The following is a 22912-nucleotide window of genomic DNA, read 5'->3' on the forward strand; positions in this document are numbered from 1 at the left end:
GGAGATCGTCGCGGGCTTGATCCCCCTTCCCAGGAGAAACGACCGAGTATGAACAGCACGTCCAACGACGCATCCGTCATCCCCGACCGCCCGCGCACCCTCGCCGAGAAGGTGTGGGACGACCACCTGGTGGTCAAGGGCGAGGACGGCCAGCCCGACCTGATCTACATCGACCTGCACCTCGTGCACGAGGTCACCAGCCCCCAGGCGTTCGACGGGCTGCGGGCGGACGGTCGTCAGGTGCGGCGCCTCGAGCACACCATCGCCACCGAGGACCACAACACCCCGACGCTGGACATCCACCTGCCGATCGCGGATCCGACCAGCCGGACCCAGATCGACACGCTGCGGCGCAACGCCGAGGAGTTCGGCGTCCGGCTGCACTCGCTCGGGGACAAGGAGCAGGGGATCGTCCACGTCGTGGGCCCGCAGCTGGGCCTCACGATGCCCGGGATCACCGTCGTGTGCGGCGACTCGCACACCTCGACCCACGGAGCCTTCGGCGCGATGGCCTTCGGCATCGGAACGAGCGAGGTCGAGCACGTGCTGGCGACCCAGACGCTGCCGCTGAAGCCCTTCAAGACCATGGCCATCACGGTCGAGGGCGAGCTGAAGCCGGGCGTGACGGCGAAGGACGTCATCCTGGCCGTCATCGCCGAGATCGGCACGAACGGCGGGCAGGGCTACGTGCTCGAATACCGCGGCAGCGCCATCCGCGCCCTCTCGATGGAGGGGCGCATGACGATGTGCAACATGTCGATCGAGGCGGGCGCCCGTGCCGGGATGGTGGCGCCCGACGAGACGACCTTCGCCTATCTCGAGGGCCGCGATCACGCGCCGAAGGGCGACGACTGGGACGAGGCCGTCGCCTACTGGCGGACGCTGCCCAGCGACGAGGGTGCCGTCTACGACGCCGAGGTGTTCATCGACGCCGGCGACCTGGAGCCTTTCGTGACGTGGGGCACGAACCCCGGCCAGGGCGTGTCGCTGAGCGACGTCGTGCCCTCGCCGGAGGACTTCGCCGACCCCAACGAGCGTGCCGCCGCCGAGCGGGCTCTGGAGTACATGGACCTCGAGGCGGGAACGCCGCTGAAGGAGGTCCCCGTCGACGCCGTGTTCATGGGCTCGTGCACGAACAGCCGCATCGAGGACCTGCGCGCATTCGCGTCGGTCATCCGCGGCCGGACGAAGGCCGACGGCGTGCGCGTCATGGTGGTCCCGGGGTCCGCGCGCGTTCGGCTGGAGGCCGAGGCCGAGGGCCTCGACAAGATCATCGAGGCCTTCGGCGCCGAGTGGCGCTTCGCGGGATGCTCGATGTGCCTGGGCATGAACCCCGATCAGCTCGCACCGGGCGAGCGGTGCGCCTCGACGTCGAACCGCAACTTCGAGGGGCGTCAGGGCAAGGGCGGGCGCACGCACCTGGTGTCGCCGCTGGTGGCGGCGGCCACGGCGGTCCGCGGCACGCTGTCGAGCCCGAGCGACCTGGAGCCGGCGCCCGAGCCGGCCGCGACGACCGGGGCGGAGGCCTGACATGGAGAAGTTCACCACGCACACCGGAATCGCGGCGCCGCTGAAGCGCTCGGCGGTCGACACCGACCAGATCATCCCCGCCGTGCACCTCAAGCGCGTCACGAAGACGGGATTCCACGACGCCCTGTTCGACAACTGGCGCCAGGATCCCGACTTCGTCCTCAACCAGCCGGCCTACGAGAAGGCGAGCATCCTCGTCGCGGGCCCGGACTTCGGCACGGGCTCCAGCCGCGAGCACGCCGTGTGGGCGCTGCGCGACTACGGCTTCAAGGTCGTGCTGAGCACGCGGTTCGCCGACATCTTCCGCGGGAACGCCGGCAAGCAGGGCCTCGTCACGGGCGTGATCGGTCAGGCCGACCTCGAGAAGATCTGGGCGGCGCTGGACGCCGAGCCCGGCACCCTGATGACGGTCGACCTCGAGTCGCGCACCGCCGCCGTCGGCGATATCCGGGTGGGTTTCGAGATCGACGATTACACTAGGTGGCGGCTTCTCGAAGGGCTCGACGACATCGGGCTCACGCTGCGCAACGAAGACAAGATCGCGCAGTTCGAGGCTCGCCGCGAGGCATGGCGGCCGCGGACGACACCCGTCCGCTAAGCCAGCAGTCCGGCCACAACCCCGGCCGGGCGGTGTTCGCCACCCTCGATGACACAAGTGAGGTCCACCGGATGAAGTCGCTTCTCAGCGCCAGCACCGACGACAAGGCAGAGCCGGACATGTCCGCTGAGACGCTCCGCATCCGCGGCGGACGGCCGCTGACCGGCCGCGTCGAGGTCAAGGGCGCGAAGAACCTCGCCACCAAGGCGATGGTCGCCGCCCTCCTGGGCGAGACGCCCAGCATCCTGCGCGATGTCCCCGGCATCAGCGACGTCAACGTCGTCCGCTCGCTGCTGGACGTCCACGGCGTGACGGTCGAGGACGGCGACGAGCCCGGCTCGCTGCGGCTGGATCCCAGCGGCGCCGTCACCGCCCACTTCGAGGAGATCGACGCGCACGCGGGCGCCTCGCGCATCCCGATCCTGTTCTGCGGTCCGCTGCTGCACCTGCTCGGCGAGGCGCTGATCCCGGATCTCGGCGGATGCCGCATCGGGGACCGTCCCATCAACTTCCACATGGATGCGCTGCGCGCCTTCGGCGCGATCGTCGACAAGAGCTACGAGGGCATCCGCATCACGGCACCCGATGGGCTGACCGGTGCGGACATCGAGCTTCCCTACCCGAGCGTCGGGGCCACCGAGCAGGTCCTGCTCACGGCGGTCAAGGCCAAGGGCGTCACCGAGCTGCGCAACGCCGCGATCGAGCCCGAGATCATGGACCTGATCGCCCTCCTGCAGAAGATGGGCGCGATCATCTCCTACGAGCCGAATCGCGTCATCCTCATCGAGGGCGTCGACGAGCTGCGCGGCTACGACCACCGCTGCATCTTCGACCGCAACGAGGCCGCGTCGTGGGCGTGCGCGGCGCTGGCCACCGACGGCGACATCTTCGTCGGCGGCGCCCGCCAGCAGGAGATGCTGACCTTCCTCAACGTCTTCCGCAAGGCCGGCGGCTGGTTCGACGTCCGTGAGGACGGCATCCAGTTCCGCCGCGGCGGGCCGCTGAAGCCGGTCGTGGTCGAGACCGATGTGCACCCCGGCTTCATGACCGACTGGCAGCAGCCGCTCATCGTCGCGCTCACGCAGGCCGAGGGCACGTCCGTCGTGCACGAGACGGTGTACGAGAACCGGCTGGGCTTCACCCGGGCGCTGGTGCAGATGGGCGCCGACATCGTCGTGCACCCCGACGGCATCGACAGTCCGGATCGTCGAGTGCCCCGGCGCGCGCTCGAGCAGGCCGCGGTCATCAACGGTCCGACCCCGCTCCACGGGGCCGACGTCGAGGTGCCCGACCTGCGCGGCGGATACAGCTACGTCATCGCGGCCCTCGCGGCCGAGGGCGAGTCGATCGTCAGCAACGTCGGGATCATCCGCCGCGGGTACGAGAAGTTCTTCACGAAGCTCGACGCGCTCGGCGCCGACTTCGACGTCATCGGGTGAGTCCTGTGGCGACACCCCGCCTGCGCGCGTCTCGCGAGAAGACGCGCCCCAGCATCTTCTGGCCGCTCGCGGTCATCGTCATCCCGCTGATGAGCATCGTGGCCAAGCTCGAGATCAGCGGCGCGGAGAAGCTCCCCCGCGAGGGTGCGTTCGTCCTCGCTCCCAACCACGCCAGCGAGCTGGACCCTGTCCTCGTCGCGTGGGCGGTGTGGCGCATGGGCCGCGCTCCGCGATTCATGGCGAAGGAGAGCCTGTTCCGCATCCCGGTCCTGGGATGGGTGCTGCGGGCGTCCGGCATGATCCCCGTGGCCCGCGCGAGTTCGGCGAGCGCGGCGAAGCAGACCATGGCCGCGGCCACCGAGCTCACCGAGCACGGGCGGGGCGTCATCGTCTACCCGGAGGGCTCGCTCACGCGCGACCCGGAGCTGTGGCCCATGCGCGGCAAGACGGGAGCCGTCCGACTGGCTCTGGCCGGCGACATCCCGGTGGTGCCTCTCGCGCACTGGGGAGTCCAGCAGATCCTGCCGCGCTACGGCAAGCTCAGCCTGTGGCCGCCGCGCAAGCGGGTGCGCATCAGCGTGGGCGAACCGGTCGACCTGAGCGAGTTCGCCGACCGCAGGACGCAGCCCGCGGCCCTCGCGGAAGCGACCGAGCGCGTCATGACGGCGATCACGAGCGAGCTCGAGAAGCTGCGCGGCGAACCCGCGCCCCGGACGCGCTGGAACCCGTCCGAGCACGGGCAGAAGGAGACGGGGCGCCTTGAGTCGGAGAAGTGACCGTCCGCGCGTCGCCGTGCTCGGCGCCGGGAGCTGGGGAACCACGTTCGGCAAGATCCTCGCCGACGGGGGCGCCAACGTCGTGATGTGGGCGCGACGTCCCGAACTCGCGCACGAGATCGGCGAGGCCAAGCGCAACAGCCAGTACCTGCCGGGCATCAACCTGCCGCGGGCGATCACGGCCACGCATCACCTCGCCGAGGCCGTCGAGGGCGCCGAGCAGGTCTACCTGTCGATTCCGAGCCAGGCCGTGCGCCAGAACCTCAAGGCCGTGCGCGCGCTCGTGGCCACGACGGACGTTCCGATCGTGTCGCTCATGAAGGGCGTCGAGCGACGCACGGGGCTGCGCATGAGTCAGGTGATCGAGCAGGAGCTGCACTGCGACCCCGCGCGCATCGCCGTGGCGTCCGGCCCCAACCTCGCCCTCGAGATCGCGCGCGAGCAGCCGACGGCCGCGGTCATCTCATCGACGAGCGAGGAGACGGCGGATGCCGTCGCACGCCGAGCCCGCAACCGCTACTTCCGCACCTTCGTGAACACCGACGTCATCGGCACCGAGTTCGGCGGCGTGCTGAAGAACCTGATCGCCGTGGCCATCGGCATCGTCGACGGCGTCGGCTACGGCGAGAACACGAAGGCTTCGATCATCACGCGCGGCCTGGTGGAGATGACCGACTTCGCCGTCGCGCAGGGTGCGCAGTCCGAGACGCTCCAGGGGCTGGCGGGCCTCGGCGACCTCATCGCGACGTGCCAGTCGCCGCTGAGCCGCAACAACACGGCCGGGCGCCTGCTGGGGCAGGGCTACGGCTTCCAGGACGTCGTGAAGCAGATGCAGCAGACCGCCGAGGGGCTCGCGTCCGTCGCGCCCGTGCTCCAGCTGGCCCGAGAGGTCGGCGTCGAGATGCCGATCGTCGAGCAGGTGAAGATGGTGCTCGACGGCACGATGGACCCGCGGGACATCGCGCCCCACCTGACAACCGACGACGACACCCCGAAGGGGGAGAGGACGCAGAATGAACAAGCCGGCGGTGGCGGTGCTCTTTGGCGGTCGCTCGAGCGAGCATTCGATCAGCTCCGCAACCGCGGGCGGGGTGCTGCGGGCGATCGACCGTGACCGGTTCCGCGTCATCCCCGTCGGCATCACCCGCGACGGCGCCTACGTCCTCGAGGACGACGATCCCGAGAAGTTCGCGCTGAACCCCGACCGGCTGCCCGAGGTCGTCGACAACGGCACGCGAGTGGTCTGGCCCGAGTCGACGCTCACGCGTGAGCTGAAGGTCGTCGACGCGTCGGGCGAGCGCTCGCTGGGCGATGTCGACGTGGTGCTGCCGATCCTGCACGGGCGGTTCGGCGAGGACGGCACGATCCAGGGCTTCCTCGAACTGCTCGGCATCCCCTACGCGGGGGCCGGCGTGCTCATGTCGGCGATCGGCATGGACAAGCACACCACCAAGAGCGTGCTGAAGGCGGCGGACGTGCCGGTCGTCCCCTGGGTCACGGTCACGCGCGCCGGTCTCGAGCGCAATCGCGCTCTGTGGGAGCAGCGCATCCGCGCCCTGGGCCTGCCCGTGTTCGTCAAGCCCGCGCGCGCCGGGTCGAGCGTCGGCGTGTCGAAGGTCGCCGACTGGAGCGAGCTGGATGTCGCGCTCGAAGTCGCGTTCGCGGAGGACTCCGCGGTTCTGGTCGAGCAGTCGGTCGTCGGCCGGGAGCTCGAGTGCGGCGTGCTGCAGTCACGGGACGGCGGGCTCCCGCGGGTCAGCCTCGCCGGCGAGATCGTGGTCTCGGGACGCGACTTCTACGACTTCGAGGCGAAGTACCTCGGCGCGGACGGCATCGATCTGGTGTGCCCCGCCGAGCTCGGCGACGGCGAGCTCGGTGAGATGCAGCGGATCGCGGCACGCGCCTTCGAGGCGGTCGGCGGTGAGGGGCTGGCACGAGTGGACTTCTTCTTCACCGGCACGGAGTTCTTCGTCAACGAGGTCAACACGATGCCCGGATTCACACCGATCTCGATGTTTCCGACGTGCTGGATCGCGAGCGGCATGACGTACCCGGAGCTGGTGACCGAGCTGATCGACATGGCGCTGGAGCGCGCCGGGGCCTAGCCCTCTCCGCCGTCCTCGGGCAGTCCCTCCGGATCGGTGCACGCGCCGATCTCGGGCAGCGTCCCGACAGAGACGCTCAGGGTGTCCAGGACCACGTTCGGCGACACGACCTCGTTGTCGAGGTACACCTCGACCGCGGGCGATCGCCCGTAGGTCGTGAGCCGGAAGCGGGGGGACTCGGATTCGTCGACGAGCCAGTCGACGCCGCCGAGCGTGATGCAGCGCAGCGTCGACGGCGCGGGCGGTTCGAGTCCGCACGTCAGCAGCACCGAGGCGGGGTCGCCCCACGCTCCCGTCGCCTGGGCATCGGTCCAGCGACGCGGTTGGCCGTCCACGGCATCCGGCAGGCGGACGATCACGTCGGCGCACGCCGGGTCGTTCGCGTTCGAGGCAGGCTCCATGGGAACCGTCGACGAGCATGCGGCGAGGCCGGCGGTCAGCGCTCCGGCGGATGCGATCGCGATCAGGCGGCGGAGCAGACGGGGCACTCCTCCAGGCTAACCCGCGCGGCGGGACGACTCGGTCGCACTACCGTGGAGAGCGTGACCGGTTCCGATCCAGATCCCACCGTCGGCTCCCTCTCGGAGGGGACGATCCTGCGCAGGATCCTCGAGGTGCTCGGGCCGTCGTCGGCACCGGTGGGCCCGGGTGACGACGCCGCCGTGCTCTCGGTCGCGGACGGGCGCGTCGTCGCCACCACCGACACGCTCGTGCACGGGCCGGACTTCCGGCTGTCATGGTCCAGCGCCTACGACCTGGGCTGGAAGTCCGCCGCGGTGAACCTCGCCGACATCGCCGCGATGGGGGCCCGGCCGGTGGCACTGCTGGTGGCACTGGCGATGCCCGACGACACACGGCTGTCCTTCGTGGAGGGCCTCGCCGACGGGCTGCGCGACGCGTGCACGGCGCTCGCTCCGGGATGCACCGTCGAGGGCGGCGACCTCACGGTCTCGGACACCCTCACCATCGCGGTGACCGCGCTGGGGTCTCTGGACGGGCGCGCACCCGTGCTGCGCTCCGGGGCGCGGACCGGGGACGTCGTCGCGCTCGCCGGCGATCTCGGGCGGGCGGCCCGGGGGCTCGCCGTGCTCTTCGACCGCTTCACGGATGACGCCGGCCGTCCCGTCGCGATCGCGCACGGGCAGCTCTCGGAGACGGATGCGGCAGCCGTCGCGACACAGCTGCGCCCGCATCCGCCCCTGGCCCTGGGGCCCGCGGCGGCCGAGGCGGGAGCGACCGCCATGATGGACGTCTCGGACGGGCTCGCGCTGGACGCCACCAGGATGGCCGACGCCTCGGAGGTCACGATCGACATCGACCGGGATGCCCTGGGCGACGACACCGCGCTCGCGCTCGGCGGCGGTGAGGACCACGGGCTGCTGGCGACGTTCCCGGCCTCGCGCGCGCTGCCCCACGGCTTCCGCGAGATCGGGCGCGTCCGCCCTCGCGCGCAGGCGCCGGTCACGGTGGACGGCGAGCCGGTCCTGGGCCGGGCCGGCTGGGACCCGTACCGGGACTGGGACGCCGGACGCGGCTGACCCTCAGTCGGCCTCGGCCCACCACAGCGTCGTGTCGCCGTAGCGCTTGGAGCGGAGCGGCGTCAGGCCCGCCGGGAGGGCCGGCTCCGGCGACCGCGCGCCGCGCTCGATGACGACGAGGGCGGCGGCGGCCAGGTGCGGAGCGAGCAGCGACAGCGTCGCGGCGAGCTCGGTCTCGCCGACGTCGTAGGGAGGATCGAGGAACACCAGGTCGAACGGACCCGCAGCGGTGCGCAGGAAGGCGTCGGCCGCCGTGCGGTGCACGCGTGCGGGTCGACCCGCGGCGGCACCGACCTTGCGGGCGTTGCGCTCGGCGACCGAGGCCGCTCGCGGGGCTTTCTCGACGAGGTCCGCACTGGCCGCGCCGCGGCTGAGCGCCTCGAGCCCCAGGGCGCCCGAGCCCGCGTAGAGGTCGAGGACGGCGGCGTCCGCGATGGCATCGGCCGACTCGAGCGAACCGAACAGGGATTCGCGGACCCGGTCGCTCGTGGGACGCGTGCCGCTGCCGGGAACGTCGAGGGTGAGCGAGCCTGCGGAGCCGCCGATGATGCGCGTCACACGCTCACGATAGTCCGGCCGACGTCGCATCCGGCGCCTCGTCGCGCAGGCGCGGCTCGGTGCGCAGGTGCGGGCGCAGGCCGGACTTGTCGGCGTAGAACGCGCGGATGCGATCCATGTCCGCCGCGACGTCGCCCGTCAGCTCGATCGTGGGGCCGAGGCCGGTGGTCATGGTGGTGCGGTCGACGTAGCCCAGCGTGACCGGCATCCCGGTGTCCCGCGCGATCCGGTAGAACCCCGACTTCCAGTGGCTGCCGCTGCCGCGCGTGCCCTCGGGCGTGACCACCAGCCCGAAGACCTCGCCGTCGTGGACGCGCCCGACGACGTCCGCCACGACCCCGCGCGGGTCGCGTCGGTCGACCGGGATGCCGCCCAGAGCGCGCATCACGGGGCCCCGCCAGCCGCGGAACAGAGAATCCTTGCCCAGCCAGCGAACGTCGATCCCCAGCCGCCACGCGATGGCGAGCATGAGCACGAAGTCCCAGTTCGAGGTGTGCGGCGCGCCGATGAGGACGGTCGGGCGCGTGGGGGCGGGCTCGGTCGTCAGGGTCCAGCGGCTGAACATCCAGTAGACGCGGGCGAGGAGGGATCGGATCACCCCTCCACCGTAGGCGGGCCCGCTGTGCGTCCGCCCCACGGCCCCGCGTCCGCGGCGATGCCTAGACTCGTGTCATGGCGTCGTTCACCCTCGATTCCCGCCTCGACGGCGCGGTCGGCGGCAAGACGGCGGCCGCTCTCGAGCGTGCGTTCGGCCTGCGGACGGTGGGGGAGCTGCTCTCCCACTACCCGCGTCGCTATGCGCGCCGCGGTGAACTGACCTCCATCGTGTCGCTGCCGGTAGGGGAGGCTGTCACCATCGTCGCCGATGTGCGACGCGTCAACGAGCGCCGGATGCAGAACCGCAAGGGGACCCTCCTCGAGGTGCTCATCGGCGACGGTCACGGAGAGCTGTCGCTCACCTTCTTCAACCAGTCGTGGCGCGCCAAGGATCTGCGCCCGGGGCGTCGGGGGATCTTCGCCGGCAAGGTGGGGGAGTACCGCGGTGCGAAGCAGCTCGCGCACCCCGACTACGAGCTGTTCGACGACGAGCTCGAGGCGCAGGTGAACGCGGCGAGCTACGCGACGGTGCCCATCCCGATCTACCCGGCGACGTCGACGATCGCGAGCTGGCAGATCGCCAAGATCGTCGATCTCGTGCTCGACGGCCTGGGGGAGGTGCCCGACCCGCTTCCCGACGACCTGCGGGCACGAGAGGGACTGCTCGACGCACGCACCGCGATCGAGCGCATCCATCGGCCCGAGGGGCTCGATCAGGTCGAGCCGGCGCGGGCGACGCTCCGCATGCACGAGGCGTTCCTCCTCCAGACGGCGCTTCTGCAGCAGCGCGCATTCGTGCGTGCGCTCTCGGCGACCTCGCGTCCGCCCGGCGGGCTTCTCGAGCGCTTCGACGCCGCGCTGCCGTTCTCGCGCACCCCCGATCAGCGATCGGTGGGCGACCAGATCGAACGCGACCTGCAGGGCGATTGGCCGATGAACCGCCTCGTGCAGGGCGAGGTCGGCTCGGGGAAGACCCTCGTCGCGCTGCGGGCGATGCTCCAGGTCGCGCAGAGCGGTGGCCAGTCCGCACTCATCGCGCCGACCGAGGTGCTCGCGGCGCAGCATCTGCGCTCCATCGTGCGCATGCTCGGGCCCGAGCTGGCACCCGAGCTCATGCCGACGCTGCTGACCGGGCAGCTCCCTGCGGCCGAGAGACGTCGATCGGCCCTGCGTGCGGCGTCCGGGCAATCGCGCATCGTGATCGGAACCCATGCCCTCCTCAGCGAGTCGACGACGTTCGCAGACCTCGGTCTCGTCGTCGTCGACGAGCAGCACCGGTTCGGGGTCGAGCAGCGCGAACAGCTGCGGTCCAAGGGGGCGTCGCCGCACGCGCTCGTGCTGACCGCGACGCCCATCCCGCGCACGGTGGCGATGACCGTCTTCGGCGATCTCGACGTCTCGACGATCCGCACCCTCCCCGCCGGCCGAGCGGGGATCCAGACGCATGTGGCGCCTCTCGCCGAGAAGCCGGCCTGGTTCGCGCGCGTGTGGGATCGCATCGCCGAAGAGATCGCCGACGGCCGACAGGCCTTCGTGGTCTGTCCCGCCATCGACTCCGAGGCGCTCAGCCGCGACGACACCGACGACGATCTCGTCGAGCCCGGCGACGGCCGGCGCACGCGCTGGGGTGTCGTGCAGGTGGCCGACCTGCTGTCGCGCCATCCGGCGTTCGACGGCATCCGCGTCGAGATCCTGCACGGCAAGATGCCGGGCGAGCAGAAGGACGCCGTGATGCAGGCCTTCTCGCGCGGCGATGTGGATGTGCTGGTGGCGACGACGGTGATCGAGGTCGGCGTCGATGTGCCGAACGCGTCCACGATGGTGATCCTCGAGGCCGACCGGTTCGGAGTGTCCCAGCTGCATCAGCTGCGCGGGCGCGTCGGGCGGGGATCCTTCGCCGGACTGTGCCTGCTCGTCACCGAGGCCGAAGCCGGCTCGCTCGCCCGAGCGCGCGTGGACGCCGTGGCCGAGACCGCCGACGGCTTCGCGCTGGCCGAGCGCGACCTCGAGCTGCGCGGCGAAGGCGACGTCCTCGGCGACGCGCAGTCGGGCGCGCGCTCCTCGCTGCGTCTGCTGCGGGTCGTCACGGACGCCGACATCATCGCCCGGGCCCGCGTCGCGGCCGAGTCGGTGCTCGGGGAAGATCCCGCGCTGATGCGACACACCGCGCTCGCCGCCGCGCTCGAGAGGCGCGTCGGCATGCAGGAGCGCGCGGCCCTGGCCAAGACCTGAATCGGTCCGCGGGAGTACCGATAGGCTGGCCGGGTGAACCCACGGATCGCCGTCGTCCCCGGATCCTTCGACCCGCCGACCCTCGGGCACCTGGACGTCATCCAGCGCGCTGCATCGCTCTACGACGAGCTGCACGTGCTGGTCGTGCACAATCCCGACAAGGAGGCGATGCTGCCGATCGCCCAGCGTCTGTCGCTGCTCGAGCAGTCGGTCGCCGACGCCGGCATCGACGGCAACGTCGTGGTCGCGTCGTGGAGCATGGGGCTGCTGGTCGACTACGCGGTGGACGTCGACGCCGGGGTGCTCGTCAAGGGCATCCGATCCCAGGTCGATGTCGCGTACGAGACGCCGATGGCGATCGTGAACCGGCACCTCGCCGGGATCGAGACGGTGTTCCTGCTGCCCGATCCGGCCCACGCGATGGTCTCGAGCTCGCTCGTGCGCCAGGTCGCCGCGCTCGGCGGTGACGTGTCGGCGTTCGTGCCGCCCGCCGTCGCGCGCTTCCTCGACTCCGGTTCCACTGCCGGCTGAGCCGTCGCGGCGCTACGCCGGTACGATGGGGGACCGTGGTCAGGAAGCACATGACGGGTCCGTTCGTCCTCTCCGTCCGAGACATCGAAGGCCGCCCCGGCGACTCCCGCGAGGTGACCCTCGAGGTCCCGGCGCCCGCGAAATGGGGTGAGGGTCTCGTCGTCGTGGAAGAGGGCGAGCCGGTGTCGGTGGACGCCCGGCTCGAGTACGTCCACGAGGGGATCCTCGTCACGGCCGAGATCGACACGACCTACCGCGGCGTGTGCGGGCGGTGCCTGACGGACATCGCCCGGCCCGTCGAAGTCGAGTTTCAGGAGCTTTTCGCGTATCCTGGTTCGGAAGCAACTGACTTCGAGGTTCAAGACGACCACGTGGATCTTGAAACTCCCGTCAGGGATGCGATCGTCCTGTCGCTTCCGTTTCAGCCGGTGTGTCAGCCGGATTGCCTCGGCCTCGATCCGGCCACGGGCGAAAGACTGACCGAGAGCACCGACACGCAGAAGGGCTCGCCCATCGATCCGCGCTGGGCCGCGCTCCAGGACTACACCCCAGACCACGACGACGATGCGCCGCGCACCGACGTCGAGAACACAGAAGAGAGCTAGCCATGGCAGGTAACCCCCCGAAGCGCAAGGTCTCCCGTTCCAACACGCGTTCGCGCCGTGCGCAGTGGAAGGCCGAGGCCCCCGCGCTCGTCAAGACCGTCGAGAACGGCAAGACCGTCTACAGCCGTCCGCACCAGGCGAAGGTCGTCACCGACTCGCAGGGCACCGAGCTGTTCCTCGAGTACAAGGGCCGCAAGGTCGCCGACGTCTGATCCCCGGAAACGGCGGATCGTGACCGAGGTCACATCAGCGGATCGCGCCGGCGTCACGCCCGCGACCGTGCTTCACCTTTCACAGAAGCTCGGGGTCGACATCGACCCCGAGCTTCTGCAGCTCGCGCTCACGCACCGGTCCTGGGCGTACGAGCACGGTCAGGCGCCCCACAACGAGCGCCTCGAGTTCCTCGGCGACTCCGTGCTCGGTCAGGCCGTCACCGTGCGGCTCTACCGGGAGTATCCCGACCTCGATGAGGGCGTGCTGGCCAAGCGCCGAGCAGGCGTCGTGTCGACGGTGGCTCTCGCCGAGATCGCCCGCGGCATCGGCCTGGGCGACTATGTCCGCCTCGGTCGTGGCGAAGAGCTCACGGGCGGCCGGGGCAAGGACTCGATCCTCGCCGACACGATGGAGGCCGTCTTCGGCGCGACGTTCCTGTCCGCCGGACCGGATGCCGCCACGGCGCTCGTGCTGCGCCTGGTCCAGCCGCTGCTGGACGACCCCGAGCGCGTCGGCGCCGCGGTGGACCCCAAGACCACGCTCCAGGAGCTCGTCGCGCATCTGGGCGCGCCGCCGCCCCACTACGAGGTGACGGCGGCCGGGCCCGACCACGACCGCGTGTTCACGGCCACCGTCGCGGCGGCGGATGTGAGGACCACGGGTACGGGGACGAGCAAGAAGCAGGCCGAGATGGCCGCGGCATTGGCCGCCTGGCGCGAGCTCAGCGGGCGTGCCTGAGCTTCCCGAGGTCGAGGTCGTCCGCGTCGGCCTCGAACCGGCGGTCGCGGGTGCACGGGTGTCCGATGTCGAGGTCCTCGACGAGCGCGCGCTGACCCGGCACACCGGGTCAGGCGCCGACTTCGAGGCGGCACTTCGCGGACGGTCGATCTCGGCCGCGGTGCGCCGCGGCAAGTTCCTGTGGCTCCCCCTCGTCGCGCAGGACGATCGGTGGGATGAGGCGGCGGTCGTGGCGCACCTCGGGATGAGCGGTCAGCTGCTGCTGCGCGAGCCCGGTGCGGATCGTGAGCGTCACGAGCGGGTGCGGATCGGCATCGAACATCCCGTTCACGGCGAGCTCGCGGTCGTGTTCGCCGACCAGCGGACCTTCGGCTCGCTGGCGCTGGACGCGCTCGTGCCGACGCCCGATGACGCGGCGGGGGGATTCGGATCCCCCGAGCCGCGCGTGCCCACGCAGGTCGCCCACATCGCCCGCGATCCGCTCGACCCCGCCTTCTCGGAACGCGCGTTCCGCGCGACGCTCGCCCGCAAGGAGTCGGCGATCAAGCGCGTGCTGCTCGACCAGACGGTCGTCAGCGGCGTCGGCAACATCTACGCCGACGAGGCGCTGTGGGCGGCGCGCATCCATCCCGAGACCGTCTCGCGTTCGCTCTCGACCCGCGCGGCGAACCGTCTGCTCGCGGAGGTGCGCGCCGTGCTCGAGAAGGCCCTCGCCGAGGGCGGCACGAGTTTCGACGCCCAGTACGTCAACGTCAACGGGCAGGCGGGGTACTTCGCGCACTCGCTCAACGCGTACGGTCGCACGGGCAGTCCCTGCCCCCGCTGCGGCCGGCCGATCGTGCGCGTGTCGTTCACCAACCGTTCGAGTCACTTCTGCGCGCGGTGCCAGAGGATCCGGTAAATTGTCCGGAGGCGACGGCGCGACCGTCGTCGCCGTCGTCTTGAGGGGGCTCCATGGATTCCGAGAAGCACGGTGCCGACCGCGTCGTCGGCCGACGCACGGTGGCGAAGGCAGCAGCGTGGGCGGTTCCCGTCATCGCCGTGGCCGCGGCCGTGCCCGAGGCGGCGGCGAGCGTCCCGCCCGAGGGCGGAGCGGGCGCGACCGGCAACGTCTCGGTTCAGGGCTCGTGCAACGGCTCGGGCGTCACCGGCACAATCACCGTCAGCATCGGCCCCTTCCCTCTCACAGCCAAGGTGGCGATCACGCTCACCCACTCCGGCGGCGGCTCGTTCACCGCGACCCCGGGCTTCCCGGTCGAGAGCGGCAGCGGCACCGTGGCCGACCCGTACATCGTCGCCGCCCCCGGTGGTCCGTTCGTGGGCGTGATCTCGGTCCACTTCACCCTCGGCACGAACCAGCAGGGCACCGTGAACGCCACCGTGGCCGCGGTGGCGCCGTATTCCGTCGTCGGCGACCTGACGGGGTACATCACGAAGCGCCGCGACGGCAACAGCAGCAACTACAACCAGTGCTCGGCCGGCTGATTCACCCCTCGTCGATCCGCTTCTGCCACGCCCCGGCGTAGGAGGCCGGCACGAACCCGATCGCTTCGTTGACGTCGAGCATGTAGCGGTTCTCCTCGGCGTTGAACGTCGACACGCGCGGCGATCGGGGCGCGACCGAGCGCCAGCGCAGCAGGTTCTCGCACTTGACGAGCATGCCGAGGCGGTGTCCGCGGTGCTCGCGCAGGACGAGGGTCCCGAGTTGCTGCGTCGCCGCGCCCGGGTCCTCCCCGATGGCGAGCTCGGTGTACGCGGCGACGTCCCCGGTGGGGACGTGGATCGCGCACGTGACGCCCACGGTGAGACGCGCGGCCGCGAGCCGGGCTTCCCGGCGATCCACGCGCGCGGCGTCCCAGACCTCCTCGGTGATGTCGAGCCCGCCCATCGGCACATCGGTCGACATCCTCGACAGGGCGTACGCGAATCCGCCCTTGAGCTCGGCCGGGGTCGGGCCCGTCCAGCTCACGGTGCGGTAGGACGGGGCCGAGGCTGCCGCCGCGCGATCCCGCAGCACGGAGAGTCGTCCGGCATCCGCGGCGAGATCGAGGGTGCTGTTGCGCTCGACCTGCTGCAGGCCGTAGCCGTGGTCGAGCATCAGCCGGGTCTGCCGGTCCCCGGCGGGGATCGATCCGCTGCCGGTGGGCGCCGGCAGCCGGGCGCCGGCGGTGTCCGGGCGATGCAGCGTGTAGATCTGGAGCGTCGTGCGGCCGTGTTCCGCGGCGACCCGCTCGACTGCCGCCAGCAGGCGGCCCGCGACGTTCTCGTCCCATCGGGCGGGGTCGACGAACAGATCGAACTCCACCGTGTCCGCGCCCTCCTCGAGCGGCACCGTGGCCGTGGCCGCGCCGATGGCCTGCGGGCCGTCGAGAGCCAGGAAGCCGACGGTGAGGCGGTTCGTCCGGTCGGTCCAGGCGGGGACGATCTCGTGCGCCGTCGTGTCGAAGTGGGAGTGCCCCGAATCGTGCCGGCATGCGGCGTTCCAGAGGCGGGCCAGCTCTCCGAAGGCCTGCAGGTCCGCCGTCTCGAACGCGGCGGGGACCGGGATCGGGGCGATCGTGATGCCGGTCGCGGTGTCGAGCATCACGACAGCACCTTCTTCCAGGCTCCGTTGTACGCGATGGGAGCGAATCCGATCGCCTCGTTGATGGCGAGCATCGGGCGGTTCTCCTCGGCGTTCCAGGTGAGCACACGGGGCGACTCCGGCGCGATGTCACGCCAGCTGATCAGGCCCGCGCACTTCACGAGCATCCCCAGGCGGTGTCCGCGGTGCTCCTTCAGCACGAGCGTGTCCTCCTGGTGCGAGGCGCGCGCGCGGTCCTTTCCGATGACCAGTTCGTTGAAGGCGACGAGCTCGCCCGTCGCGATGTGCTGAGCCGCGGTGACCTGCAGCAGACGTCCGCCGTCGAGGTAGACGGCGTCGTGCCGTGCGACGCGCGCAGCGTCCCAGTCCTCCTCGTCGAAGTCCAGACCGGCGGCGGGCGCATCGGTGACCATGCGCGACTTCATCCACCCGTACGAGCGCACGTGCTCGGCCGGGGTCGGGGGCGACCACTGCACGATGCGGTAGCCGGATGCCAGCGTCTGCGCGTCGTCGAGCAGCCGCTCGACGGTGTCGAAGGAGCCCTGCAGATCGAACGCGCTGTTGCGCTCGATCTGTTCGAGGGCGTAGCCGTGCCGAAGGTAGAACCGCGCCGCGTGGTCGTGCGGGATGTGGCCGAAGCCCGTGGGCGCGCTCAGCTGCGGACCGGGCGCGGCCGGGTGCTCGGCCCACGACTGCAGAACGGTCCGCCCGCGATCGCGCGCGGTGCGCTCGACCAGGTCGTAGGCCGCCGAGCCGATGCCGCGCCCTCCGGCCGCGCTGAGCAGCTCGATGAGCCAGAAGGCGACGGTCGAGTCGTGCTCGAGCGGAAAGTCGAGGCCGATGCGGCCGACGACGTCTCCGCGATCGAGCACGATCCACATGCGGCGCTCGGTGTCGGGCGTCGACGGCAGGTACGGAAGCAGCTCGTCGGCCGCGATGGCGTGATCGTCGTGGCCGGAGATCTCGCGGTACACGGCGTTGCGCACGCGCACCATCTCGAGGTAGTCGCCCGCGTCGGCGGCATCGACGGTTGCGGGGAGGACGAGGGGACGAAGCTCCACGTCGGTGAGGGTGTCAGGCATGTCCTGAAGTCCGATTCGTTCGTGTGGTCGATGGGGGAGGGTCAGGCCTGGGATCGGGGCCCGCCGGCGGCGGGCCCCGTCTCAGTGCAGCGGTGCGCGCAGTGCGAGCGACTGCCAGTGCTGCTCGCGTGCTGCTCGGGCGTCGTGCTGCTCGCGGCTGAGCCGATGGCGTGCGCGGTCGGGCTCGGGCCGCGACCGGGCGCTCCACAGCAGCAGGCGCAGACCGATCGCGAAGGCGAAGCGGTCCAGCGCGGACGGACGGCGGCGGGACGGTCGGTCGGGCAGCTCGCTCGGCAGTGCCGGGCTGCGCTGCGGCGCGATCAGGATGTTCATGATGTCGCTTCCTTGTGGGAGGTGGGTGCCCGGAGCACATGCCGGGCGGTGAGACCGTGCCGCAGCACGGAGAGAGGTGCGAGAGCAGCCCGAGGGGCGCTTCTCAGCGGGGGCACGGGGACGTCACGCCCGGGTGCGGGCAGAGTCCTCCTGTGCGCAGGTCAGATGGCGGTGTGAACGCGGCCGTTCTGACGCACTCCGAAGGAGACGGCCCCCGTCGACGTGACGAACTCGAGCATCGTGGGAACGAGCTTGTGCGCAGTGTGAATGAACATTCGGAGGCCTCCTTTCTCGACTTCGGTTGCGGGAATGAACAATATCCGCGCGGATGACCGGGCGTCAAGCCTTTTCTCAGATTCGGCAGCGGACGGGCGTGTCGCCCGATGCGCCCGAGTGTCGGCCCGCCGTGACGGCGACCGCGGAACACTCGGGTAGCGTAGTGCGGTAATCGATCGGGCGGGGGGCGCGGATATGCACCTGAAGAGCGTGACGCTCAAAGGGTTCAAATCGTTCGCCCAGCCGACCACGTTCGCGCTGGAGCCGGGCGTGACCTGCATCGTCGGACCGAACGGATCGGGCAAGTCCAACGTCGTCGACGCGCTCGCATGGGTGATGGGCGAGCAGGGGGCCAAGACCCTGCGCGGCGGCAAGATGGAGGACGTCATCTTCGCGGGCACCGCGACGCGCGGGCCGCTCGGCCGCGCCGAGGTGCAGCTCACGATCGACAACTCCGACGGCGCGCTGCCGATCGAGTACACCGAGGTCACGATCAGCCGCACTCTGTTCCGCAACGGGGCCAGCGAGTACGCGATCAACGGCGAGGGGTGCCGCCTGCTCGACGTCCAGGAGCTGCTGAGCGATTCCGGGCTGGGGCGCGAGATGCACGTGATCGTCGGCCAGGGTCGCCTCGACGCGGTGCTGCAGGCCACCCCCGAGGACCGGCGGGGCTTCATCGAGGAGGCCGCCGGGATCCTCAAGCACCGACGGCGCAAGGAGAAGACCCTCCGCAAGCTCGAGGCGATGGAGGCCAACCTGACCCGCCTCAGCGATCTCGCCGGCGAGATCCGGCGACAGCTCAAGCCGCTGGGTCGGCAGGCCGAGATCGCACGCGAGGCCGCCACGATCGCCGCCGTCGTGCGCGACGCGAAGGCGCGCCTGTTCGCCGACGAGCTCGTCGCGATGCGCGCTCAGCTCGCCGACTTCACCCGCACCGAACATGAGCGCCACGCCGAGCGCATCGTGCTCGAGGATCAGCTCGAGCAGGTTCGCGCGAACGTCCAGCGCCTCGAGGCCGAGCAGCGATCCGAGGCGGTGGACGAGGCACGTCGCGTCGCCTTCGGCCTCGAGCGGGTGCAGGAGCGGCTGCGTGCGCTGTACACGCTGGCCGGCCAGCGGCTGGCGCTGCTGGGCGAGTCGGCGGCCGATGAGGACGAGTCGCGGCGGGTCACGGTTTCGCAGGCCATGATCGACGACGCGCGCGGTGAGATCGACACGCTCTCCGAGGGTCTGGGCAGCGCGCAGGACGCGGCCGCGGCCGCGGCGCGCGAAGTGATCCGCGCGCGCGCCGAGCTCGACGCGCTCGATGTGGACATCGCCGAGCAGAGCGCGCTCGTGTCCGAGCACGACATGAAGATCACCGCGCTCCGCGGCAGCGCCGAGGCGGCGGCCTCCGCGAAGGCCGCCGTGCACTCGGCCGTCGAGCGGCAGCAGCGCGCCCTCGACGCGGCTCTGGCGCGCCGAGCCGAAGCGGAGGAGACGCTCGCGGGCGTGGACCCCGACCTCGTTCCCGAGAACTCGTCGGCCGAGCACGCCGCAGCCTACGAGCGCGCCCAGCGCGACGCGACCGATGCCGAGACGGCGGTGGGCGACCTGCGCGAGCGTCTGCACGCCGCAGAGCGCGAGGTCGAAGCGCTCACGGCCCAGACTGCGGCGCTCGGGCGCGCCCTCGACGTCAAGAGCGCGGCTTCCGCGCTCATCGCCGACGGCGCGCCGGGAGTGCGCGGCATCGTGTCGGATGCCGTTCAGATCAGGGCCGGGTACGAGCCGGCCGTCGCGGCCGTCCTGGGGTCGCTGGCCGAGGGCGTTCTCGTCGACGAGTGGGACGATGCGGTCGCCCTGGCGGATGCTGCGCGGGACGGCGACCTCGGCGTCGTGGACGTCGTGGTCGCGCACGCGGGCGGGGAGGGCCGGCGCACGGAGACGCCGCGCGGTCTGGTCCCGGCCGTCGACGTCGTGACGGGCCCCGAGGGCGTCCTGCGGGTCCTGCGCGACGTCTTCGTCGCCGAGGACCTCGAGGGGGCACGGGCCGCGGACGACGGACTGGCCGACGCGGGCATCACGATCGTCACTCGCGGCGGCGAGCTGTGGACGCCCTACGGCCTGCGGGCAGGGACCGGATCGTCGCGCTCCCGACTCGAACTCGTCGCGGAGCGCGACGCGGCGGCCGAGCGGCGTGACGAGATCGCGGTCGTGGCCGACAGTCTGCGGGCGGCCCTCGAGGAGCGCACCGCGGCGCTGAAGGAGGCGCGGCAGAGGACCGCGGCGACCTTGGCGACGCTGCGCGAGCACGACGCGGCCCTGGCGGCGCATGCCGAGAAGGTCAATCGCGCCACCGTGCGCCACGAAGCCGCCGTCGCGGAGTGCGAGCGACTGGCGGCCGGTCTCGCGCAGGCGCAGACCGCGGTCGAGGAAGCGGAAGCGGCGGCGCGGTCGGCGGAGGATCAGCTGGCCTCGGCGCTCGAGGCGCCGCGGCCGATCCTCGATGCCTCCGCGCGCGACGGTCTGCTCGAATCACTCGAAGCGGCCCGCGACGGTGAGATGCGCACGCGCCTGGACGTCGAGACGCTGCGCGAGCGCATCCGCGCCGAGGAGGCCCGCGTGGCGCAGCTCGAGCGGCAGCGCGACCGCGAGCGCGAGGCGGCCGCGGAGGCCGCACGCCGCGCCGTGATCCGGAGGGCCCAGCGCGAGATCGCCGAGGGCGTCGTGGCCCAGCTGCCGGCGGTGCTCGATTCGGCCGACCGCTCCGTCTCTCAGGCGCGGCTGGAGCTCGCCGAGGCCGAATCGACGCGCACCGCGGTGACGGCCGAACTCGCCGCACTGCGTGGGCAGGAGAGCGGAGTCCGAGAGCGCCTCGCCGCGCTCACCGAGAGCGTCCACGGGCTCGAGCTGCAGATCCACGAGAAGCGTCTGCATGTGAACGGGCTCCTCGAGCGGTCGCGGTCGGAGCTCGGGCTCGACGAGGACATTCTCATTTCGGAATATGGACCTGACCAGCCGGTTCCCCGCGATGATGCGCCGGCCCGCGAGGACGGGGCGCTCGCGGACGAGCCGGCGACGGTGCCGTACGACCGCGCCGAACAGCGCAGGCGACTGCAGGAGGCCGAACGCAAGCTCGGCCGGCTCGGGCGCGTGAACCCGCTCGCGCTCGAGGAGTTCGCAGCGCTCGAGCAGCGGCACAGCTTCCTCACCGAGCAGCTGTCCGACCTCACGCAGACGCGCAAGGATCTCCTGACGATCATCGGCGAGCTCGACGAGCGCATGCAGTCGATCTTCCTGGCGGCGTTCGAAGACACCCGCGTGGCGTTCGGCGAAGTGTTCCCGATCCTGTTCCCGGGCGGCTCGGGCAGCATCTCGCTGACCGATCCCGAGAACCCGCTGACGACCGGCATCGAGGTGGCGGTGCGCCCGGTGGGCAAGAAGATCGAGCGGCTGTCGCTGCTGTCGGGCGGCGAGCGGTCACTGGCCGCCGTCGCCCTGCTGACGGCGATCTTCAAGGCCCGCCCGAGCCCGTTCTACATCCTCGACGAGGTCGAGGCCGCACTCGACGATGCGAACCTCGGGCGGCTGCTCGGCGTGTTCGAGCAGCTTCGGGAGAGCAGTCAGCTCATCGTCATCACCCACCAGAAGCGGACGATGGAGATCGCCGACGCGCTCTACGGCGTGTCGATGCGGCAGGACGGCGTCTCGGCCGTCGTCGGGCAGCGCGTGCGCGAGCACGCGAGCGCGTGACCGTAGGCTGGAGACATGGCCGAGAACTCCTGGTCCCTGGGGCGCGCGCTGCGCGGCATGTTCGTCAAGCCCACGATCGACGAGACCACGTGGGACGACCTCGAGACCGCTCTGCTGACCGCAGACTTCGGCCCCGACATCGCCGAGCGCATCGTCGACGAGCTCCGCGAGAAGGTCGACCGCTTCCGTACGACCGATCCCCGGGATCTGCAGCGCATGCTCAAGGAGACCCTCGAGGAGCACTTCGCGAAGTTCGACACGACGCTCAAGCTCACCGAGCGCCCGGCGGTGGTGCTGGTCGTCGGCGTCAACGGCGTCGGCAAGACGACCACGATCGGCAAGTTCGCGAAGTTCCTGCAGCGGTACGGTCGCTCGGTCGTCGTCGGCGCGGCGGACACGTTCCGCGCCGCCGCCGTCGATCAGCTCGCGACGTGGGCCCAGCGCGGGGGAGCCGACATCGTCCGCCCCCAGCAGGAGGGTCAGGATCCGGCGTCGGTCGCGTTCCAGACCATCGACCACGCCAAGCGCACCGGCACCGAGATCGTGCTCGTGGACACGGCGGGACGCCTGCACACCAAGGGCGGGCTGATGGACGAGCTGACCAAGATCAGGCGCGTCATCGAGAAGCAGGCGCCGATCAGCGAGGTGCTGCTCGTGCTCGATGCGACCACCGGGCAGAACGGCGTCATGCAGGCCCAGGCGTTCCTCGAGCACGCGGGCGTGACCGGACTGGTCATCACCAAGCTCGACGGGTCGGCGAAGGGCGGATTCGTCCTCGCGGTGCAGGAGAAGACGGGGATCCCCGTCAAGCTCCTCGGGCAGGGCGAAGGCATCGGCGATCTCACCGGCTTCACTCCGCACGTCTTCGCCGCGTCCCTCGTCGACTGACGACGGCGAGTCGGGGTTATGCTCGCGCGGCCGCTCCTGGTTTCATGGGGGCATGGCGATCGAGCACGACTTCTTCGGACTCCTCGAGTCGGGGCCCGACGGATCGATCTTCTGGTCCGAGAACGTGGAGCTGGGAGACCAGACCGTGACGGTGGACCTCACCGCGCCCGACCAGGACGACGTGTCCGAGGCCGCGCTCGACGTCGCCGCAGGTCTCATCTCGGCGCTCGAGGCGATCGACCGCAGCGCCCGCAACGCCATGGTCTCCGAGCTGAGCGACCGCACCAGTGAGGTGACCGAGTACATCCTGCAGCAGCAGGAGCAGCTCGGCGAGGAGCTCGAGGATCTGCTCGTCGACATCTCCGGCGACGTGCACATCGACGTCATCCGCTCGCTTCAGCTCATGAGCATGACGATCCTCGCCGACGAGCACGGCGGGGCCGATCCGTTCGCGGTCCTCGAGTACGCGCTGGATCCGGATGCCACGGACGACGTGCTGCTGGTGAACCTCGACTCCGACGGTGCGGTGCTCTCGGTCACGAGCGCCGACTGAGCCC

Annotated in this window: 23 protein-coding genes; 17 read left to right on the top strand and 6 right to left on the bottom strand. The window is 71.1% G+C overall.

Annotation, left to right across the window (positions count from 1 at the left end; all coding sequences use genetic code 11):
• Positions 1-48: 48 nt before the first annotated feature.
• From leuC to P0L94_03745, 6 genes are read left to right on the top strand one after another with little or no spacing between them, the layout of a single operon-like run.
• On the top strand, positions 49-1530 hold the full coding sequence (gene leuC, locus P0L94_03720) for a 3-isopropylmalate dehydratase large subunit (protein WES65185.1): 1482 nt from the start codon (positions 49-51) through the stop codon (positions 1528-1530).
• 1 nt (position 1531) lies between these two features.
• Complete coding sequence (gene leuD / locus P0L94_03725) at positions 1532-2128, top strand: 3-isopropylmalate dehydratase small subunit (protein WES65186.1); 597 nt, start codon at positions 1532-1534, stop codon at positions 2126-2128.
• The gene (murA, locus tag P0L94_03730; GenBank protein WES65187.1) at positions 2098-3567 is read left to right on the top strand and encodes a UDP-N-acetylglucosamine 1-carboxyvinyltransferase; all 1470 of its coding nucleotides are present in this window, start codon (positions 2098-2100) and stop codon (positions 3565-3567) included. The genes leuD and murA overlap by 31 nt, the downstream gene beginning before the upstream one ends.
• 5 nt (positions 3568-3572) lie before the next feature.
• Positions 3573-4343, top strand: a complete 771-nt coding sequence (locus P0L94_03735; protein ID WES65188.1) for a lysophospholipid acyltransferase family protein — start codon at positions 3573-3575, stop codon at positions 4341-4343.
• Positions 4327-5457 carry an NAD(P)-dependent glycerol-3-phosphate dehydrogenase gene (locus P0L94_03740; GenBank protein WES65189.1) on the top strand — a complete coding sequence of 377 codons (1131 nt, stop codon included), beginning with the start codon at positions 4327-4329 and terminating at the stop codon, positions 5455-5457. The genes P0L94_03735 and P0L94_03740 overlap by 17 nt, the downstream gene beginning before the upstream one ends.
• A complete protein-coding gene (locus P0L94_03745) occupies positions 5357-6448 on the top strand; it encodes a D-alanine--D-alanine ligase (GenBank protein ID WES65190.1) in 1092 nt (363 codons plus the stop codon). The genes P0L94_03740 and P0L94_03745 overlap by 101 nt, the downstream gene beginning before the upstream one ends.
• Here P0L94_03745 and P0L94_03750 read toward each other — a convergent pair.
• On the bottom strand, positions 6445-6936 hold the full coding sequence (locus tag P0L94_03750) for a DUF3515 family protein (protein WES65191.1): 492 nt from the start codon (positions 6934-6936) through the stop codon (positions 6445-6447). The genes P0L94_03745 and P0L94_03750 overlap by 4 nt on opposite strands.
• Positions 6937-6990: 54 nt before the next feature.
• Here P0L94_03750 and thiL point away from each other — a divergent pair, with 54 nt between their 5' ends.
• Entirely contained in the window at positions 6991-7986 is a 996-nt protein-coding gene (gene thiL / locus P0L94_03755) for a thiamine-phosphate kinase (protein ID WES65192.1), read from the top strand.
• A gap of 3 nt (positions 7987-7989) precedes the next feature.
• Here thiL and rsmD read toward each other — a convergent pair whose 3' ends face one another.
• The gene (gene rsmD, locus P0L94_03760; protein WES65193.1) at positions 7990-8544 is read right to left on the bottom strand and encodes a 16S rRNA (guanine(966)-N(2))-methyltransferase RsmD; all 555 of its coding nucleotides are present in this window, start codon (positions 8542-8544) and stop codon (positions 7990-7992) included.
• Between the two features lie 4 nt (positions 8545-8548).
• Entirely contained in the window at positions 8549-9142 is a 594-nt protein-coding gene (locus tag P0L94_03765) for a 1-acyl-sn-glycerol-3-phosphate acyltransferase (GenBank protein WES65194.1), read from the bottom strand.
• A 74-nt stretch (positions 9143-9216) separates the two neighbouring features.
• Between P0L94_03765 and P0L94_03770 the strand changes: the two genes are divergently transcribed.
• From P0L94_03770 to P0L94_03800, 7 genes are read left to right on the top strand one after another with little or no spacing between them, the layout of a single operon-like run.
• Positions 9217-11373 (top strand): ATP-dependent DNA helicase RecG, encoded by a 2157-nt coding sequence (locus P0L94_03770; protein WES65195.1) that lies wholly within the window; start codon positions 9217-9219, stop codon positions 11371-11373.
• A 33-nt stretch (positions 11374-11406) separates the two neighbouring features.
• Positions 11407-11904 (top strand): pantetheine-phosphate adenylyltransferase, encoded by a 498-nt coding sequence (coaD, locus tag P0L94_03775; GenBank protein WES65196.1) that lies wholly within the window; start codon positions 11407-11409, stop codon positions 11902-11904.
• A gap of 35 nt (positions 11905-11939) precedes the next feature.
• Positions 11940-12509: a YceD family protein gene (locus P0L94_03780; protein WES65197.1), complete on the top strand. Its 570-nt coding sequence runs from the start codon at positions 11940-11942 to the stop codon at positions 12507-12509.
• A 2-nt stretch (positions 12510-12511) separates the two neighbouring features.
• Positions 12512-12721: a 50S ribosomal protein L32 gene (gene rpmF / locus P0L94_03785; protein WES65198.1), complete on the top strand. Its 210-nt coding sequence runs from the start codon at positions 12512-12514 to the stop codon at positions 12719-12721.
• A 19-nt stretch (positions 12722-12740) separates the two neighbouring features.
• Positions 12741-13460, top strand: coding sequence for a ribonuclease III (gene rnc, locus P0L94_03790; GenBank protein WES65199.1), 720 nt, complete (start codon positions 12741-12743; stop codon positions 13458-13460).
• The gene (gene mutM / locus P0L94_03795; protein WES65200.1) at positions 13453-14361 is read left to right on the top strand and encodes a bifunctional DNA-formamidopyrimidine glycosylase/DNA-(apurinic or apyrimidinic site) lyase; all 909 of its coding nucleotides are present in this window, start codon (positions 13453-13455) and stop codon (positions 14359-14361) included. Before rnc ends, mutM begins: the two co-directional genes overlap by 8 nt.
• Before the next feature lie 53 nt (positions 14362-14414).
• On the top strand, positions 14415-14945 hold the full coding sequence (locus tag P0L94_03800) for a hypothetical protein (GenBank protein WES65201.1): 531 nt from the start codon (positions 14415-14417) through the stop codon (positions 14943-14945).
• A 1-nt stretch (position 14946) separates the two neighbouring features.
• On the opposite strand, the gene P0L94_03805 is transcribed toward P0L94_03800, so the two are convergent.
• The 3 genes from P0L94_03805 to P0L94_03815 form a co-directional block, all read right to left on the bottom strand.
• The gene (locus P0L94_03805) at positions 14947-16044 is read right to left on the bottom strand and encodes a GNAT family N-acetyltransferase (protein ID WES66292.1); all 1098 of its coding nucleotides are present in this window, start codon (positions 16042-16044) and stop codon (positions 14947-14949) included.
• Positions 16044-17126: a GNAT family N-acetyltransferase gene (locus P0L94_03810; protein ID WES65202.1), complete on the bottom strand. Its 1083-nt coding sequence runs from the start codon at positions 17124-17126 to the stop codon at positions 16044-16046. The genes P0L94_03805 and P0L94_03810 overlap by 1 nt, the downstream gene beginning before the upstream one ends.
• A gap of 81 nt (positions 17127-17207) precedes the next feature.
• Complete coding sequence (locus tag P0L94_03815; GenBank protein WES65203.1) at positions 17208-17459, bottom strand: hypothetical protein; 252 nt, start codon at positions 17457-17459, stop codon at positions 17208-17210.
• 471 nt (positions 17460-17930) lie between these two features.
• On the opposite strand from P0L94_03815, the gene smc reads away from it, so the two are divergent.
• From smc to P0L94_03830, 3 genes are read left to right on the top strand one after another with little or no spacing between them, the layout of a single operon-like run.
• The gene (gene smc / locus P0L94_03820; GenBank protein WES65204.1) at positions 17931-21467 is read left to right on the top strand and encodes a chromosome segregation protein SMC; all 3537 of its coding nucleotides are present in this window, start codon (positions 17931-17933) and stop codon (positions 21465-21467) included.
• Positions 21468-21482: 15 nt separating this feature from the next.
• Positions 21483-22355 (top strand): signal recognition particle-docking protein FtsY, encoded by an 873-nt coding sequence (ftsY, locus tag P0L94_03825; GenBank protein WES65205.1) that lies wholly within the window; start codon positions 21483-21485, stop codon positions 22353-22355.
• Positions 22356-22407: 52 nt separating this feature from the next.
• Positions 22408-22908 carry a DUF2004 domain-containing protein gene (locus tag P0L94_03830; protein ID WES65206.1) on the top strand — a complete coding sequence of 167 codons (501 nt, stop codon included), beginning with the start codon at positions 22408-22410 and terminating at the stop codon, positions 22906-22908.
• Positions 22909-22912 lie beyond the last annotated feature (4 nt).

It is taken from the genome of Microbacter sp. GSS18 (assembly GCA_029319145.1).
Taxonomy (GTDB): Bacteria; Actinomycetota; Actinomycetes; order Actinomycetales; family Microbacteriaceae; genus Microbacterium.

Coding starts and splice junctions, on each gene's coding strand:
- leuC (WES65185.1), top strand. CDS start 49: ATGAACAGCACGTCCAACGACGCATCCGTCATCCCCGACCGCCCGCGC.
- leuD (WES65186.1), top strand. CDS start 1,532: ATGGAGAAGTTCACCACGCACACCGGAATCGCGGCGCCGCTGAAGCGC.
- murA (WES65187.1), top strand. CDS start 2,098: ATGGCGGCCGCGGACGACACCCGTCCGCTAAGCCAGCAGTCCGGCCAC.
- P0L94_03745 (WES65190.1), top strand. CDS start 5,357: ATGAACAAGCCGGCGGTGGCGGTGCTCTTTGGCGGTCGCTCGAGCGAG.
- P0L94_03770 (WES65195.1), top strand. CDS start 9,217: ATGGCGTCGTTCACCCTCGATTCCCGCCTCGACGGCGCGGTCGGCGGC.
- rpmF (WES65198.1), top strand. CDS start 12,512: ATGGCAGGTAACCCCCCGAAGCGCAAGGTCTCCCGTTCCAACACGCGT.
- P0L94_03800 (WES65201.1), top strand. CDS start 14,415: ATGGATTCCGAGAAGCACGGTGCCGACCGCGTCGTCGGCCGACGCACG.
- P0L94_03805 (WES66292.1), bottom strand. CDS start 16,044: ATGCTCGACACCGCGACCGGCATCACGATCGCCCCGATCCCGGTCCCC.
- P0L94_03810 (WES65202.1), bottom strand. CDS start 17,126: ATGCCTGACACCCTCACCGACGTGGAGCTTCGTCCCCTCGTCCTCCCC.
- P0L94_03815 (WES65203.1), bottom strand. CDS start 17,459: ATGAACATCCTGATCGCGCCGCAGCGCAGCCCGGCACTGCCGAGCGAG.
- smc (WES65204.1), top strand. CDS start 17,931: ATGCACCTGAAGAGCGTGACGCTCAAAGGGTTCAAATCGTTCGCCCAG.
- ftsY (WES65205.1), top strand. CDS start 21,483: ATGGCCGAGAACTCCTGGTCCCTGGGGCGCGCGCTGCGCGGCATGTTC.
- P0L94_03830 (WES65206.1), top strand. CDS start 22,408: ATGGCGATCGAGCACGACTTCTTCGGACTCCTCGAGTCGGGGCCCGAC.